Genomic DNA, 15750 nt, shown 5'->3' with positions numbered 1-15750 from the left:
GTTGTGGGCGGCTTGACGGTAATGTGCGTTCCCACCGCCCCACGTCTTCTCGCGTCTCACTGGAGGTCCCTGCCCGATGGCCCAGTCGGTGGGTATCAAGGACGTCGCTCGCGCCGCCGGAGTCTCCGTCGGCACGGTCTCGAACGTCATCAACCGTCCGGACACGGTCGCGACCGAGACCCGGGCGCGGGTGCAGTCCGCGATAGACCGGCTGGGCTATGTCCGCAGCGAGTCCGCGCGCCAGCTGCGCGCGGGCCGCAGCCGCATCATGGGGCTGCTCGTCCTCGACATGGGCAACCCCTTCTTCGTCGACGTGGCGCGCGGCGCCGAGCGGGCCGCGCGTGAGGCCGGGCTCGGCGTGATGGTCTGCAACAGCGCACAGAGCGCGAGCGAGGAGGCCGACTACCTGTCGCTCTTCGCCGAGCAGCGGGTGCGGGGCGTCCTGCTGACCCCTGCCGACGCCACCGGCCGCAACATCGAGACCTTCCGGCGGCACGGCATCCCCTTCGTCCTCGTCGACCGGGTCGCCGAGGGCACCACCGAGTGCTCGGTCTCCGTCGACGACGTCGCGGGCGGCGCCCTCGCCGTACGCCATCTCGTCGACGCAGGGCACCGCTCCATCGCGTACGTCAGCGGCCCGCCCGGCCTCAACCAGGTCCGCGACCGCCGCACGGGCGCCCTGCACGCGCTGGAGGAGGCCGGCCTCGGCCCCGAGCACCTGCGGGAGCTGCCCACCGAGCGGCTCGACGTCGCCGCGGGCCGGGACGCCGGCGCCCGCCTGCTCGGCCTCGCCGAGCGCCCGACCGCCGCTTTCTGCGCCAACGACCTGCTCGCCCTCGGTGTCCTGCAGGCCATGTACGCCGCGGGCGTCGGCGTCCCCGACGACCTCGCGATCGTCGGCTACGACGACATCGAGTTCGCGGCCGCCGCGGCCGTCCCCCTCACCTCCGTACGGCAGCCCGCGGTCACCATGGGCACCCTCGCGGCGGAGATGCTGCTGGAGGAGACGGAGGAGGAGACCGCGACGAGGAAGCACGAGCACCGGCGGGTCGTCCTGCAGCCGGAGCTGGTGGTGCGGCGGTCCAGTCTTTCGGCCCGCTGATCCGCCATTCAGTACGATTTCATGATCCCGGGGCTCGGTCGGCGGACGAACATGTGCTGAACTGGGACGCGGCCCGAAAACCCTCCGTCCCGGGAGCCCTGTTGACCGTCAGCTACCGCCAGCCCGGCGTCGTCCTCACCGACCGCCACTTCACCGTGCCCCTCGACCACGACGCCCCGACGGGGGAGACGATCGAGCTCTACGCCCGTGAGGTCGTCGCCGGCGACAAGGCGCACCAGGACCTCCCGTGGCTGGTCTACCTCCAGGGCGGCCCCGGCTTCGGCGCGAACCGCTTCGTCGGCAAGGGCGCCTGGCTCGGCCGCGCCCTCAAGGAGTACCGCGTCCTGCTCCTCGACCAGCGCGGCACCGGCCACTCCACGCCCGCCAACCGCCAGACCCTCCCCCTGCGCGGCGGCCCCGCCGAACAGGCCGACTACCTCACGCACTTCCGCGCCGACGCGATCGTCCGCGACTGCGAGGCGATCCGCCGGGAGGTGACCGGCGGCGCCCCCTGGACCGTCCTCGGCCAGAGCTTCGGCGGCTTCTGCACGGTCAACTACCTCTCCACCGCCCCCGAGGGCCTGACCGCCGCCGTCATCACCGGCGGCCTGCCCTCCCTCGACGCCCACGCCGACGACGTCTACCGCGCGGCCTACCCCCGCATCGAGCGCAAGGTCGGCGCGCACTACGCCCGCTACCCGCAGGACGTCGAGCGCGCCCGCCGTATCGCCGACCACCTCCTCGAAAACGACGTGGTCCTGCCGAACGGCTACCGCCTCACCGCCGAGGCCTTCCAGTCCCTCGGCATCGTCCTCGGCGGCAGCGAGGGCAGCCACCGCCTGCACTACCTCCTGGAAGACGCCTTCGTCCGCACCCCGCAGGGCCCGGCCCTCTCCGACGCGTTCCAGGAGGAGGTCCAGGGCCTGCTGTCGTACGCGAGCCACCCCCTGTACGCCCTCGTCCACGAGGCGATCTACGGCCAGGACGCCCGCCCCACCGCCTGGTCCGCCGAGCGCGTCCGCGCCGAGTTCCCGCAGTTCGACGCGGCCAAGACGCTCGCCGGAGACGGGCCGTTGCTGTTCACCGGCGAGACCATCCACCCCTGGATGTTCGACTGCGACCCGGCCCTGCGCCCGCTGCGCGAGACCGCCGAACTCCTCGCCGCCCGCACCGACTGGAAGCCCCTTTACGACTCCGCCCGCCTCGCCGCCAACGAAGTGCCGGTCGCGGCGGCCGTCTACCACGAGGACATGTACGTCGACACCGCCCACTCCCTCGCCACCGCCCGCGCCATCCGCGGGCTGCGTACCTGGGTCACCGACGAGTTCGAGCACGACGGCGTACGGGCCGGCGGCCCCCGCGTCCTGGACCGGCTGCTCGCGCTCACCCGTGACGAAGCGTGATGTCGGTGTGACCGGTTAGTGTGCGGGCATGACCGAGCCGACGATCACTCAGCTCCAGCCCATGCCCGACGACTGGCAGCGCGCGCTCGCCGTCGTGGCGCACCCGGACGACCTCGAGTACGGCTGCTCGGCGGCGATCGCCGCCTGGACGGACGGGGGCCGCGAGGTGGCGTACGTACTGGCGACGCGCGGCGAGGCCGGCATGGACACGCTGGAACCGGCGAAGTGCGGTCCGCTGCGCGAACGCGAGCAGCGGGCCAGCGCCGCGGTGGTCGGCGTGTCGACGGTGGAGTTCCTCGACCATGAGGACGGCGTGATCGAGTACGGCACCGCCCTGCGCCGTGACATCGCCGCCGCGATCCGCCGGCACCGGCCCGAGCTGGTGATCACGCTCAACCACCGGGACACCTGGGGCGGCGTCGCCTGGAACACCCCGGACCACGTGGCGGTCGGCCGAGCCACGCTGGACGCGGCCGGGGACGCGGGCAACCGGTGGATCTTCCCGGAGCTCGTCGAGCAGGGCCTCGAGCCCTGGAACGGCGTGCGCTGGGTCGCCGTCGCGGGCTCCAGCACGCCCACGCACGCGGCGGACGCCTCGGCGGGTCTGGAGCGTGCGGTGCGCTCGCTGCTCGAACACCGCACCTACATCGAGGCGTTGACGAGCCAGGATCCGGAGACGTACGCCCGCGGCTTCCTCACCGCGAACGCCGAGGCGACGGGGAAGCGGTTCGGCGGGAAGCCGGCTGTGGCGTTCGAGTTGTTCAGCCGGTAGAGCTGCTCACCGGCAGACCTGCTCAACTGAAGGGCGAAACGGGGGGAATGTGAACGACACGGAACTGCTGGCGGACCGCTTCGAGGAGCACCGCGGCCATCTCAAGGCGGTCGCCTACCGCATGCTCGGCTCCCTGGCCGAGGCGGAGGACGCCGTCCAGGAGGCCTGGCTGAAGCTGAGCCGCAGCGACGCGGGCGACATCGAGAACCTCGGCGGCTGGCTGACCACGGTGGTCGGCCGGGTCTGCCTGGACATGCTCCGGTCGCGCACGCGACGCCACGAGGAGCCGCTGGACGACACCTTCGTCCCGGATCCCGTGATCAGACCGCTGTCGACGATCGACCCGGAACAGGAGGTGCTCCAGGCCGACTCGGTGGGCCTGGCCCTGCTGGTCGTGCTGGAGACACTGGAGCCCGCCGAGCGGATCGCGTTCGTGCTGCACGACATGTTCGCGGTGCCCTTCGACGACATCGCGCCGATCGTGGAACGCTCCTCGGCCGCGACCCGTCAGCTGGCCAGCCGTGCCCGGCGCCGGGTGCGGGGCGCCACGCCGTCGGCCGAGCCGGACCTCGGCAGACAGCGGCAGGTCCTCGACGCCTTCATGGCGGCCTCCCGCGCCGGGGACTTCGAGGCGCTGCTCGCGGTCCTCGACCCCGACGTGGTGCTGCGCGCCGACTCCGGGCCGCTGGTCCGCGGTGTCGCGGCGTCCAAGGTGGTGCGCGGTGCGAAGCCGGTGGCCGAACAGGCGCTGCTGTTCCGGCAGTTCGCGCAGGACACGCAGCTCGCGCTCGTGCTCGTCAACGGCACGGTCGGGGTCCTCAACGCCCCCGAAGGGAAGCCGCAGTCGGTCATGGGCGTCACCATCGCCGACGGCCGCATCACGGAGATGTACATCCTGGCCGACCCCGAGCGTCTGGGGCGCCTGGACCTGACCGGTCTGGACGACTGACGCTCAGGCGGCCACGGCCAGTACGCCGACCGTACGGTGCGGGCTCACCACCCGCCCGTCCGGGAGGAGTTCACCGGTGTCGTCGAAGACGATGGTGCCGTTGCACAGCAGGCTCCAGCCCTGTTCGGGGTGGGCCGACACGATCACAGCGGCGTGATGGTCCGGGCTGTCGGCAGTGGGGCACGAGGGCTGGTGGCTGCACATGATGGCTCTCCTCGACTCTTCTTCGACGCGGTGGTGCTCCTGCTTTCGTCGGCTCGTATCTCAGTGGTAGCCGAGCTTGTTTTCCGTTGGATGAGAAGACCCCCACAGCCCCGGAAACTCGTCGGTGAGTTTTCGTTCCGTATGCTGAACGTCATGCAAGATCAGACCGTCGACCGGGCGGACCTGCACGGGGACTGCGAGCGGTGCTTCGGGCTGTGCTGCGTCGCCCTGCCCTTCGCCGCCTCCGCCGACTTCGCGGTCGACAAGGCGGCCGGAACACCCTGCCGGAACCTCCAGGACGACCACCGCTGCGGCATCCACGCCCGGCTCCGGCACAAGGGCTTCACCGGCTGCACGGTCTACGACTGCTTCGGCGCCGGTCAGAAGGTCTCGCAGGTCACCTTCGCCGGGAAGGACTGGCGCACGGCATCCCGGGAGCACGCCCGCCGGATGTTCGACGTCTTCCCGGTCGTCCGCCAGCTCCACGAACTGCTCTGGTACCTGACCGAGGCCCTCACCCTGCCCGCCGCCCGCCCCCTCCACGCCGAGCTGCGCGGCCTCCTGGAGACGACCGAGGAGTTCACCCGCCGGACCCCGGAGGAACTCGGCGCGCTGGACGTGGCCGCTCACCGGCAGCAGGTCAACGTGCTCCTGCTGAAGACCAGCGAGCTGGCGCGGGCCGGCACCCGCGGCCGCAAGAAGGACCGCCGGGGCGCGGATCTGATGGGCGCCCGTCTCAAGGGCGCCGACCTGCGCGGCGCGAACCTGCGCGGCGCCTACCTCATAGCCGCCGACCTGACCGGCGCCGACCTGCGCGGAGCGGACCTCATCGGTGCCGACCTGCGCGACACCGACCTCACGGACGCCGATCTGACCGGCGCGTTCTTCCTGACCCAGCCCCAGCTGAACGCGGCCCGGGGCAGCGCGGGCACGCGACTGCCCGCCTCAGTCAGCCGCCCTGTGCACTGGACAGCCGAGCTCTGAGGGCGCGTCCTCCGCGGTCCCGGGCGAGACGGGTGCCGTAACCGGAGTGCCGGCCGCCCGCCGCTCCAGGCGCAGCCGCAACCCCTCCGGCATCAGCGTCAGCCGCTCCGTCACCCGCAGCCGATAAGCCGGGTCGCTCCGGAACTCGTACCGGCGCAGCAGCAGCCCCAGCACCAGCCTGGCCTCGTGCAGCGCGAACTGGCGCCCGATGCAGGCCCGCGCCCCCGTCCCGAACGGCCAGGCCCCCCGCCGCATCGGGTGGACCCCGCCGAGCAGCGTGTCCTCGCGTGCTTCCCGGGTGAAGGCCGGCACCGTTGGCCACAGCCGCTGCGACTCGTCCAGTACCCGGCGGACGTACCGCAGCTTGGCCACCTGGTCGTAGCCCGGTACCGCCGTGTCGCCCCAGACCTGAGAGGTAGTGCAGGGCGAGGAGAGCGCGCCCGACGTCGTCTCGTGCCCGGCGACCAGGAAGGTGATCACCTGACGGCGGTCTACCAACAGGCCCTGGCCGCACAGGAAAAGCAGATCCTGGCGGCCATGGCGGCGGACCCCGAGTTCGGCCCGGTCTTCGAGGAGCGGCCCGATGTGGGGCTCGCCGTGCGGGGCTGGCTGGCGTTCACCACGGCCGTCTGCCTGGAGTGGCTGAGGGGCTCGGACCTAAGAGATCGCACAGGATCGGTGGGGCTGGTTGGCGTGCGGCCCGATCTTCGATAGGTTAGGCAAGGCTTACCTAAGGAGGTCTGGGATGGGTGACAGCCAAGCGTGGACGGCCGCGCCTTCCGCGGCGGAGCGGGCCCGGTCGGTGCTCGACGTCGCGTGGTCCTGCGCGGTGACCGCGGAGGGCAGTCGCGAGGAGTTCGTCGGCGCGCACACCGTGGCCGAGGACGGCCGCGTCCTGCTGGACGTGCCGGAGGACAGTGCGCTCGTCGCGGCGGCGATCTGCGCGCCCCGCGGAGAGCCCGCCGCCGTCCTGGAGTTCGCCGACGTCGCCCCCGTGCCCGTACGCAAACGGATCCGCGCCCGGCTGTGGCTGTCCGGCTGGTTCACCCCCGACGACGGCAAACTGGCGTTCCAGCCGACGCGGGTGGTGCTACGCCAGCCGTCCGGTGCCGTGGTCGTCGACCTCGACGAGTTCGCCGCCGCCACGCCCGACCCGCTGGCCACCGCCGAGGCCCGGCTGCTCACCCACCTCGCCGACTGCCATCCGGACGCCGTCGAGCGGCTCACCCGCCTCGTCGACTCCGACAGTCTGCACGGCGCCGTCCGCGTCCAGCCCCTCGCCGTCGACCGGCACGGACTGACGCTGCGCATCGAACGCGCCCGCGCCCAGGCCGACGTACGACTGCCGTTCCACCGGCCCGCCGATGGCGTCGCACAGCTCACCGAACGCATGCACATCCTGCTCGCGCAGGCCAGTGCCGCCGCCTGCCCCCGCGCCCTACAGCGGCAGCGCACAGACGGCGACGGGTGACGCGAACGGCTCGCCCGCGAGCCGCAGTTCCCCGCTCCTGCGGTCGACGTGGAAGACGGTGACCGAGCTGGAGCGCTGGTTCGACACGAAGAGCAGCCTTCCGTCCGGCGAGAACGCGGTGTGCCGCGGCCAGTCGCCGTGCACCGGCACGGTGTCGAGGAGCCGGACCCGGGCACCGCTCGCCTCGATGGCGTACCGCGTCAGGCTGTTGTGTCCGCGGTTGGCGAAATAGGCGTACGAGCCGTCCGTGGTCACCAGGATCTGCGACGGATAGCTGGTGACCTCGCCCGTGCCGGTCGGCTCCGGGTCGCCGATCGTGAGACGCCCGGTGGCCGGATCGTAGGCGCACACGGTGATCGTGTTGTCGAGTTCATTGGCCAGGTAGGCGTACCGCCCGCCCGGGTGGAAGGTGAGGTGGCGCGGTCCGGCTCCCGGCTTGGCCCGCGCCCGGGAGACCTCGGTGAGCGTGCCCTTCGCCTGGTCGAGACGGTAGGTGTAGACGGTGTCCGTGCCCAGGTCGACGGCGAGCACATGGACGCCGTCAGGGGTGGTGACGATCTGGTGCGTGTGCGGACCGTCCTGACGTTCGGGGTCGGGGCCGGGCGGCGGGCTGGAGTGCGTGACCACGTCGGTGTGCTCGCCGAGCGCGCCCGAGGCGGCGATGGGATGCACGGCCACGCTGCCGGAGTTGTAGTTGGCGCTCAGCAGCCAGCGCCCGCTCGGATGCACGGAGAGGTGGCACGGGCCCGCACCCCCCGAGCTTCGGGTGCCCAGAACATGCCGGTCGGCGAGCCGCACCGCGGTCACGCCCCCGTCCTCCCGCTCGTTGACGGCGTACAGCGTCCTGCCGTTCGGGTGCAGGGCGAGAAACGAGGGGTCGCCGGTCTCCGCCAGGATTCCGCGGTCGGTGATACGGCCCGTGGTGGCGTCGTACGTAGCGAGGCCGATGCCCTTGCCGCCGCCCTCGGCGGAGGTGTAGGTGCCCAGGTAGAGCGGGTGGGGACCCGGGCTGCGAGCCTCGCTCGGCGTGCCCGCGGCCGCCTCTGGGGTGTTCGGTGATGCCGAGGCACTCGACGGTGCCGATCGGGTCGGGGGCGGCGCGTCGTTGCACGCCGGGAGTGCCGCGGCGGCGGCCGCTCCCGTGAGCGCTCCGACGAACCGGCGCCTGCTCCAGCCACCCGTGTCCATGTCGCCCCTCAGATCGTCCGTCGACCCCGTCGCGACAGCCACCTTGGCGTGGATCACCCGTCCGATGCAAGACGGACACTGAGCGTTGCATACTGTGCAATGCCTTCGTACGGCTACCAGTCGCCGTCCTGCACCGGCTTGCCCTGCATGTCCGTGAGCGGCGTCACCTGGCCCGGCGAGGGCGCCTGCCAGGGCTCGTGGTCGTCGCCGAGCCAGTCGCCGACCGGCTTCACGGCCTCCAGGGTGTCCGTGGGGGCGAGATCCTCGGCGTCCTGGTCGTAATAGTCGAACCACGGCAGCCCCGCGCGCGTGTACGCCGCCCGGTCCACCGGCGACGGCGGGGGAGCCTCGCCGGTGATGCGGCGCCACTCCGGAGGCGTCACCAGATGGACGAAGACCCTGCCTGCGGGGCCCTCGGACCAGTCCGACAGCGGCCGGTCGTCCTCGTAGACCTCCTGGCGCATCGAACCGCCGACGCCCAGGCCCATCGCCGCGGCGGCCCGGGACCGACGGCCGGCCGGAGCGGCGGCGGGCGCCGGGACCGCGCCCTGGGGGGCCGGTGCGGCCATGGGCATGGCGGCACCGTAGCCGCCGTACTGGGGCATCGCACGCGCCTGCTCCGCCCGGCGCAGCTCCTCCTCACGCCACCTGGCCAGCTGCGGCTCCTTCAGCGCGAACGACTGCAGCTGTACGCCGCCCCAGACCTCCTCGCCCGTCACCTGGCCCTCGACGGTCGCCCCGAGCCCCAGCGGTACGGCCACGAACTGGCGGACCGTGCCCTTCCCGGAGTTGATGCCGTCCAGCCAGGGCTGGCGGGGCAGCACGACGTAGTTCTGCGGCTTGCGGGACAGCCGGTCACTCCACGGCTTCCCCGAGACCGCGCACACCTTGCCCACCCCGACCTGCAGGGCGGCCGGCTCCGTCGTGCCCCCGAAGCTCAGCCACATCGCCTCGCGCAGATACACCGGCAGCATCACACCGCCGCGTGACCGCCACGCCTCGGGAACGCTGTCCGCGTAGTCCGCCACCCGCCGCACCGGGAACTCGCCGAGCCCCGGCGGCAGCGGGTGCGTGCCCGACTCGGGCAGCCGCAGCGTGCGGATGAACCGCACCGCCACACCGCCCGGCAGCCGCAGCGTGTTTCCGTCGATCCGCACGGTGGTGTCGGCCATCGGACAGCTCCCTCGCTTCCGGCGCCGGCCCCGTCCCGGCGCTCCCTCACGAAGAACGCCCGCCGAACCCCGTACGGTTCCGCCACAGCTGCTCCTGAACGCCCATCCGCTCGCGCAGCCGGGTCAGGCGCGGCATCCGAGCGCGCTGATCCTGCGAGACGCGGTCCAGTTCCTCCAGCAGCCGCCGCGAGCGGTGCTCGGTGTCGAGCTCGTCGAGGATGCGGTTCACCTCGGTGAGGACGGCGCCGAGCAGTTGCCAGTGCCGGTCCTCGCGCTCGGCCTCCTCGCGCAGCAGCAGGGCCAGCTTGTCGCGGGTGCCCGCAGCCGCGCGCAACTCGGCGGCGAGCCGGGACTCCGCCGCGTCGGCGTTGCTGCTGACATGCGTGGTGACCAGCACCGAGAAGCTGACCACCGCGTCCGCGATCTCGGACAGCAACTGCTCCACGACGGCGCCCGTCTCCTTCGCGAACAGCGGCTCGGGCTCCCGCTCCTTCGCGAGGTCGGTGAGCGTGCGCGCGAGCACCCGCAGGACCACCGTGCAGATCTCCAGCGTGTCCAGCCCGGTGCGCAGCACCACGCGGTGCAGCAGGCTGTCCCGCACGCGCGGATTGAGCCGCAAACTGTCCTCGGCCTGCTTCAGCGCCGCATCCACCTCGACGATGTCGTGGTCGAGCCGGCGCGCCTCGTGCAGCCGGGCCGCGGCCTGCTCGAACGGCGTGTGTCCGGCGGCCTCCTCGCCGATGCGCAGCATCAACTGCCGCAGCCGACGGGCCAGTCCCTCCAGCGACTCACCGGCTTCCTCCACCCACACCGGCGGCGCGAGGAGCAGATTGAAGCCGAGCCCGACCACCGCGCCGATCAGCGTCTCCAGAATCCGCGCCCAGGCCGTGTCCCCGACGGTGGTGACCCCGAGGACCAGCATCGCGCTGATCGCCACTTCGGGCACGTACTCGTCGACCCGCACCAGGTGGCCCACCACCAGCGAGGCCACGATCAGCAGCGCCAGACTCCACCAGGTCAGGCCGACCAGCAGACTGAAGGCGATGGCGACGAGGACGCCGGCCACCACCGAGTTCACCCGGCGGATGCCGTTGGTGAGCGTGGCGTACAGCGTGACCTGGACGACCAGCAGCGCGGTCAGGGGCGCGGTCAGCGGCGCGGCCTCGGGGCTCAGGCGCAGCGCGATGACGTACGCGATCGTCGCCGCGGCCGCCGACCGCAGCGTCTGGACCACCACCGGGTCCCGGCGCAGCTTCCCGAGCCGCTCCAAGGACACCGACCCCTCACGTACCTCTCGCATCCTTGGGCTGTTCCCTTTCCACAGATGCTTCCCACACCCTGATTGCGGAACGTAACCGTCCGCAAGGCCCCCAGATTGATCGCTGCGCCGCAGTACGGCAAGGGGCTGGGCTGGTGATCGTCGACACCTGCGCGAGGCCGGGCGTCCGACCGGGGCCGGCCCCGAGGGCTGAGGAAAACCCCCGCCGTCACCCCGTGGTTGTCCGCACCCGGGGACGGAGGACCGCCGTATGGTCCCCGCCGGCTCTAAGCGCAAGCCTTGGATCATGAAACGGCATCCGACCGGGTTGGTGCTGACCCTGTTCATCATCCTCGCCGCCCTGACGACCGGCATCCCGGCCACGGCGGCACCGGCCTCCACGGTCGTCGGGGCACTCGACCGCGCCGCCCACCCTCTGCGGACCGTCGAACCGGGCGGCGCCACCGGCGATCTGCGTCCCCTGGACCGGATGATCGGCGGCGCCCGGGTCGTCGGCCTGGGCGAGGCCACCCACGGCTCGCACGACTTCTTCGCCCTCAAGCACCGCGTCTTCCAGCGCCTCGTCGAGGAAAAGGGCTTTCGCACCTTCGCCCTGGAGGCCCCCTGGAGCACCGGCCTGCGCCTCAACGACCATGTGCTGTACGGCAAGGGCGATCCGCGGCGCATCATGCGCGAGGAGTTCCAGCGGGACTACCAGTTGTGGAACAACACCGACTATCTGCGGCTCGTGGAGTGGATGCGTGCGTACAACGTCCGCCACCCCGGCGACCCCGTCCGCTTCATGGGCGACGACGTCGCCTGGACCGGACCCGAGCTGTACGACGCCGTCGAGGACTATGCGGCCGACGCCGCTCCCGGGCTGAGCGCCCGCCTCGCCGAGCTCTACCGCGGACTGCGGCCCACCGTGCCGACCGGGGCGTACATCGAGCAGTACCTGAGCCTGCCGTACGCCGAACGCGAGGAGCGGGCGGACCGCACGGGCAAGGCGCTTCAGCTGCTGAAGCGGCAGGCTCCGGGCGCCGACCGGGAGGCGTACGACTGGGCCGTCCAGCACGCGACGGTGATCGACCGGACCGCCCGGCAGTACGCCTTCGACATCGAGGACCCCGCACAGATCGCCGAGGCCATGCGCTACCGCGACGGGGTGATGGCCGCCAACGTGGTGTGGTGGCAGCGGCACACCGGCACCAAGGTGCTGCTCTCGGCGCACAACAACCACGTCGGATACGTGCCGGAGGAACCCGCCGAGAACCCGAAGGTGCAGGGTGCGTTCCTGCGCGGCCTCCTGGGCGCGGGCTATGTGAGCGTGGGTCTGACCTTCGACCGCGGCTCGTTCAACGCCACCGGCTGGGACGACGACGCCGTCCGCCACTGGACACTCGGCCCGGCGGGGCCGGGGAGCAACGAGCGGACACTCGACCGGGTGCGGCACCGTGACTACGTGCTCGACCTGCGGGCCGCCGGATCTCCGGCCCGTGACTGGCTGCGGCAGGCGCGGCCGACGCGCAGCATCGGCACCGCCTACCCCGACGGCCCGCACGACATCGCGCTCGCCCGCAGCTACGACGTCCTGATCCATCTGCACCGGGTGGAGGCGGCGCGGCTACGGGACCGGTAGCCGCCCGGTGCCCGTCAGGCGTACAGCTTGTCGAGGAAGGCGGTGAGATTGCCCGTGGTGCGGGCGATCTGCTCCTCCAGCGTCAGGCTCTCCTCGAAGCGGCCGCCGGGCTCCGGGATCTTCTTGCCGCGGACGTACAGCGAACAGGCGAGGTCGGTGCACATGTAGAGGCCGACCGAGTTGCCCTCACGGCCGGCCGTCCCCGCCTTGCGGGCCGTCATCAGCGAGACGCCGCCGCCCGAATGGGTCGTCAGACACAGGGAGCACATGCTGCGGTGCAGGAAACCGCGCTGCGAGGACGGGAAGCGGAGGGTGACACCCACCGGGCGCGCGTCCCGCTCGGTGACCAGATAGCTGCGATCGGGGGCTCCTGGATCCCGCCAGCCGAGGAAGTCGAGGTCGTCCCACGGACGTTCGTCGAGATCGCGGGGGAGGGACAGGCGCTTGGCCTCCCCTTTCGAGCAGTTGATGAAAGAGTTGCGGATGTCCTGCTCGGTGAGTGGCTTCATGGGAGTCTCCGGGGTGTACGGGCATTGGGTCGGTTCGGCTTCCGTAAAACCTAGGGTGTCTAGGTTCATGGCTAGGGTAGGCAGCTTGATGAGGGGGAGCCAGTGAATTTCGGCCCTGTCGGGTCACCTCGGGCCCGGGCGGCACTGCGGCATGTCGCGGCCTCGTCCACGGGGCCTGCCCTCGACCCCGACGTGCGCATCACCCTCAACTTCCACCCGGACCGGCTCGTGCGGGGCGTGCCGATCCTGCGTGCGCTGGCCGAGGACGGCGCCTACCACTCGCAGTTCGTCACCGGCACCAGCAACGGCGGGCTCACCGCCCACCCCGGCGGTGACCGCTGGCGCTGGGAGAGCCGGATCTTCGGCGGGGCGTACGACGACGCGGCCGCGCACGATCGGCCCGTGTACGGCGCGCTGAACTTCCGCCGGCAAGTGGTGGGCGCCGCCCCGCGGTTCGGCTCCTCGCACTTCCGGCTGACCGGTGCGGCACTCGCCCGCGCCACCTTCTGCTACCCCGACAGTGCCGCCGAACCGACCGACTTCGCAGTGGCGGCCGACATGCACCTCCTCGCACTCGCCGAGGCCGACGAGCAGGACGCGCTCAACGACTACATCGAGGCGCAGGTCCACGGCGGCGTCGTCCTCGCCCGCGACGTGGAGGCCGTCGTCCTGGACGCGTGCTACCGCGGCACGCCCGTCGAGACCGCGGCCCGTCTGCTGCCGTTCCCGGTCGAGTGGCACCCCGGCTACCGTCTCACCGTGGCAGACCTGCACCGCCACGCCGACTACCGCGGCCAGGAGTACGCCGATCTCGGCGCCCGCATCGCCGAGGACGGCCGCATCGACCCGCGCGTCATCGGCGACGCCGCCCGCACCGGCCGTCATGAGCTCCAGGACCTGAAGATGGTGTGGCACACCCTCGCCCGCTTCGGCGCGCCCGAGGGGGCCGGGACCGCCTACTCGGGTCCCTCCGAGGCGGCCGGCGCCGGCGGCCACACCCCGGGAGCCAAGACCCCCAGCGCATAGGCCCTGGCCACCAACTCCGTGCGGTTCGCCGCGCCCCACCGTGCCGACAGGCGCCGCAGGTGGTAGTTCACGCCGTCGACGGTGAGGCCGGTCTCCCGGGCGGCCTGCGCGGTGGTGGCGCCCCCGGCGAGCAGCGCCAGGATGCGTGTCTCGACGGGCGCCATGCTCACGGGCCTGCGCTCATGTGCCTCGCGCTCTCCCAGGACGCGGAGCATCACCAGCAGTGCCGGCGTCTCCTCCACGGTGTCGCTCACCGGGTCCGCCGTCAGCTCTCCGTACCGCTCCGCACCGCCGGGCGCCTGCCAGCGCACCGACACCTGGTACCGCGACCGGTGCCGCAGCCGCAGCGCCTCGGCGATGCGCTCCACCTGCGTCGCCTCCTGCGGCCGGAACAGTTCGAGTACGTCCTGGCCGCGCAGCCGCCCCGGGGTCGTACCGCATTCCGCCGCCATGGCCGGATTGGCCAGCAGAACCGCGCCGTACACATCGCAGACCGCAATCGGCACCGAGACGCGGTCGAAGACCATCAGGGCGCGGTTGCGCCACACCACGGCCTCGGGCCGAGCCCAGTCCACAGCACCTCCGGTCCCTCGGCGCAAGAGTGACGCACATCCATGGACTGAACAATCATGTAGTGCAAATTTCTCACACGCGGTGTGCATCATCCCTGCCTGAGCGCCGCACCATGAGCCCCGTACGACAGGCAACTGTGCCGGGGGTCGTACAGCCTCACCCGCCGCAGCCCGAGCCTGGCCATCAACTTGTAGGCGTGGCAATCGCAGGTCACGCGTCGTCAGGGCGCTGCCTGCCTCGATCTTGACGCCCTTGGCGACGACCTGCGCGGCGAATGTGTCCAGACACGTAGGACGGGCGAACGCGCCCACACAGACCAGGCGGGCGAAGTTCCCTGTCCCCGGAACAACACCTGCTGGATCTTTTCGAGTGAAGATCGGCTTCTGACGCGCGCCCGCCCACGGAACAGCGGATAGGAAGAAAACGATCACGCCACTCGGCCACCTGCTCGCTGCGACTCGTAGGAGGCGACCGCCATGCCCGTTCCCCCGATCGACCACCGTGCCACCGGCTACAGCCTCACCCACGCCTACTGGCTCGCCCGCGCCTCCGACCTGGCCTACAAGGACGAGGCCATCATCGACCAGCAACTGCGGGACTGGGGCTTCGACCGGGTCCGCCACCACCACACCACGTTCACCCCGCCCTTCCCGTTGCAGGACACCCAGGCCTACACAGCCGCCAACGAACACATGGTCATCACCGCGTTCCGCGGCACCGAGCCCGCCAATATCCGAGACTGGCTCACCGACGCCACCACACCGCCCTGTCCCGGACCTGCGGACACCGGCATGGTCCACTACGGCTTCGCCGAGGCCCTCGACTCCGTCTTCCCGAAGGTCAAGGACGCCCTCGCTGAGTTCCACGACAACGGCCAGACCCTCTGGTTGACCGGCCACAGCCTCGGCGGGGCACTGGCCATGCTTGCCGGCTGCCGCCTCTACCTGGAGGACCCCCAACTGCTGGCGGACGGCGTCTACACCTTCGGCCAGCCCCGCACCTGCGACAGCAAGCTGGCCGCCGCATGCAACAAGGCGTTCAAGAACCGCCTGTTCCGGTTTGTCAACAACAACGATGTCGTCCCACTGCTGCCGCCGGAGCCCCCCTTCCAACACGTGGACGTCCTACGCCACATCGACTCCAGCGGAAAGGTACGTGCGACCACCCCGTCTTTCCTCGGCGGCCTGACCGACCGTGCCCAGGGCCTGACGACGGCTGCCTTCACCCCGACCGGAGACGGCATCCGCGACCACTTCATCGACAGCTACCTCACCGCACTGGAAGGTAACCTCGCCTGACTCCGCAAACACCGTCAGGGCCAGCAGGTCTGCGGCTGGCTTCGTTCCGCCCGCCGAACAGCACCGCGCACGCCCCGGCGGTCAGCAGCAGCATGGCGTTCTGGGTGGTCATGAACACTGGCCCGAGTGCACCGCCCATCAGTGCCAGGAACACCACCGCCATTGCAGGCTCTGCATGATGGCGTTCTCATCCGGGACGGCG

Annotated in this window: 15 protein-coding genes and 2 pseudogenes; 10 read left to right on the top strand and 7 right to left on the bottom strand. The window is 71.5% G+C overall.

Annotated elements, in window-relative coordinates:
* Positions 1–76 precede the first annotated feature (76 nt).
* The 4 genes from ADL12_RS10745 to sigJ all read left to right on the top strand — a co-directional run bounded on the left by ADL12_RS10745 (position 77) and on the right by sigJ (position 4226).
* The gene (locus tag ADL12_RS10745) at positions 77–1102 is read left to right on the top strand and encodes a LacI family DNA-binding transcriptional regulator (RefSeq protein ID WP_062700940.1); all 1026 of its coding nucleotides are present in this window, start codon (positions 77–79) and stop codon (positions 1100–1102) included.
* Between the two features lie 101 nt (positions 1103–1203).
* Positions 1204–2505 (top strand): alpha/beta fold hydrolase, encoded by a 1302-nt coding sequence (locus ADL12_RS10740; protein ID WP_062701045.1) that lies wholly within the window; start codon positions 1204–1206, stop codon positions 2503–2505.
* 28 nt (positions 2506–2533) lie between these two features.
* Complete coding sequence (locus ADL12_RS10735; protein WP_062700938.1) at positions 2534–3277, top strand: PIG-L deacetylase family protein; 744 nt, start codon at positions 2534–2536, stop codon at positions 3275–3277.
* A gap of 49 nt (positions 3278–3326) precedes the next feature.
* The gene (gene sigJ / locus ADL12_RS10730; protein ID WP_062700936.1) at positions 3327–4226 is read left to right on the top strand and encodes an RNA polymerase sigma factor SigJ; all 900 of its coding nucleotides are present in this window, start codon (positions 3327–3329) and stop codon (positions 4224–4226) included.
* Positions 4227–4229: 3 nt separating this feature from the next.
* On the opposite strand, the gene ADL12_RS10725 is transcribed toward sigJ, so the two are convergent.
* Complete coding sequence (locus tag ADL12_RS10725) at positions 4230–4430, bottom strand: DUF5999 family protein (protein WP_062700935.1); 201 nt, start codon at positions 4428–4430, stop codon at positions 4230–4232.
* A gap of 141 nt (positions 4431–4571) precedes the next feature.
* On the opposite strand from ADL12_RS10725, the gene ADL12_RS10720 reads away from it, so the two are divergent.
* Positions 4572–5414: a pentapeptide repeat-containing protein gene (locus ADL12_RS10720; RefSeq protein WP_208614515.1), complete on the top strand. Its 843-nt coding sequence runs from the start codon at positions 4572–4574 to the stop codon at positions 5412–5414.
* Here ADL12_RS10720 and ADL12_RS10715 read toward each other — a convergent pair.
* Positions 5376–5903 (bottom strand): annotated as a pseudogene (locus ADL12_RS10715) (cytochrome P450); the annotation flags it as partial. The gene ADL12_RS10720 and the pseudogene ADL12_RS10715 sit on opposite strands and share 39 nt — an antisense overlap.
* Here ADL12_RS10715 and ADL12_RS10710 point away from each other — a divergent pair.
* Together ADL12_RS10710 and ADL12_RS10705 are read left to right on the top strand one after the other, a co-directional pair.
* Positions 5844–6128: pseudogene (locus ADL12_RS10710) on the top strand (TetR/AcrR family transcriptional regulator); the annotation flags it as partial. The pseudogenes ADL12_RS10715 and ADL12_RS10710 sit on opposite strands and share 60 nt — an antisense overlap.
* A gap of 31 nt (positions 6129–6159) precedes the next feature.
* Positions 6160–6885, top strand: coding sequence for a DUF2470 domain-containing protein (locus ADL12_RS10705; RefSeq protein WP_062700931.1), 726 nt, complete (start codon positions 6160–6162; stop codon positions 6883–6885).
* Here ADL12_RS10705 and ADL12_RS10700 read toward each other — a convergent pair.
* The 3 genes from ADL12_RS10700 to ADL12_RS10690 form a co-directional block, all read right to left on the bottom strand.
* Positions 6853–8073 carry a lactonase family protein gene (locus ADL12_RS10700; RefSeq protein WP_208614516.1) on the bottom strand — a complete coding sequence of 407 codons (1221 nt, stop codon included), beginning with the start codon at positions 8071–8073 and terminating at the stop codon, positions 6853–6855. The two genes, ADL12_RS10705 and ADL12_RS10700, sit on opposite strands and share 33 nt — an antisense overlap.
* A 113-nt stretch (positions 8074–8186) precedes the next feature.
* A complete protein-coding gene (locus ADL12_RS10695) occupies positions 8187–9245 on the bottom strand; it encodes a hypothetical protein (protein ID WP_062700929.1) in 1059 nt (352 codons plus the stop codon).
* A 46-nt stretch (positions 9246–9291) separates the two neighbouring features.
* The gene (locus tag ADL12_RS10690) at positions 9292–10545 is read right to left on the bottom strand and encodes an FUSC family protein (RefSeq protein ID WP_062700926.1); all 1254 of its coding nucleotides are present in this window, start codon (positions 10543–10545) and stop codon (positions 9292–9294) included.
* A gap of 265 nt (positions 10546–10810) precedes the next feature.
* Between ADL12_RS10690 and ADL12_RS10685 the strand changes: the two genes are divergently transcribed.
* Entirely contained in the window at positions 10811–12142 is a 1332-nt protein-coding gene (locus tag ADL12_RS10685; protein ID WP_062701038.1) for an erythromycin esterase family protein, read from the top strand.
* Between the two features lie 14 nt (positions 12143–12156).
* Here ADL12_RS10685 and ADL12_RS10680 read toward each other — a convergent pair whose 3' ends face one another.
* Entirely contained in the window at positions 12157–12651 is a 495-nt protein-coding gene (locus tag ADL12_RS10680) for an FBP domain-containing protein (RefSeq protein WP_062700924.1), read from the bottom strand.
* Between the two features lie 102 nt (positions 12652–12753).
* Between ADL12_RS10680 and ADL12_RS10675 the strand changes: the two genes are divergently transcribed.
* Positions 12754–13677 (top strand): DUF3626 domain-containing protein, encoded by a 924-nt coding sequence (locus tag ADL12_RS10675; RefSeq protein WP_062700922.1) that lies wholly within the window; start codon positions 12754–12756, stop codon positions 13675–13677.
* Here the strand turns inward: ADL12_RS10675 and ADL12_RS10670 are convergent.
* On the bottom strand, positions 13608–14204 hold the full coding sequence (locus ADL12_RS10670; RefSeq protein ID WP_425265086.1) for a PAS domain S-box protein: 597 nt from the start codon (positions 14202–14204) through the stop codon (positions 13608–13610). The genes ADL12_RS10675 and ADL12_RS10670 overlap by 70 nt on opposite strands.
* Positions 14205–14726: 522 nt before the next feature.
* Here ADL12_RS10670 and ADL12_RS10665 point away from each other — a divergent pair.
* A complete protein-coding gene (locus tag ADL12_RS10665) occupies positions 14727–15548 on the top strand; it encodes a lipase family protein (RefSeq protein ID WP_062700919.1) in 822 nt (273 codons plus the stop codon).
* Positions 15549–15750: the final 202 nt, after the last annotated feature.

The organism is Streptomyces regalis, assembly GCF_001509475.1.
Lineage (GTDB): Bacteria > Actinomycetota > Actinomycetes > Streptomycetales > Streptomycetaceae > Streptomyces > Streptomyces regalis.
This window is presented reverse-complemented; position numbering and strand designations above follow the sequence as displayed.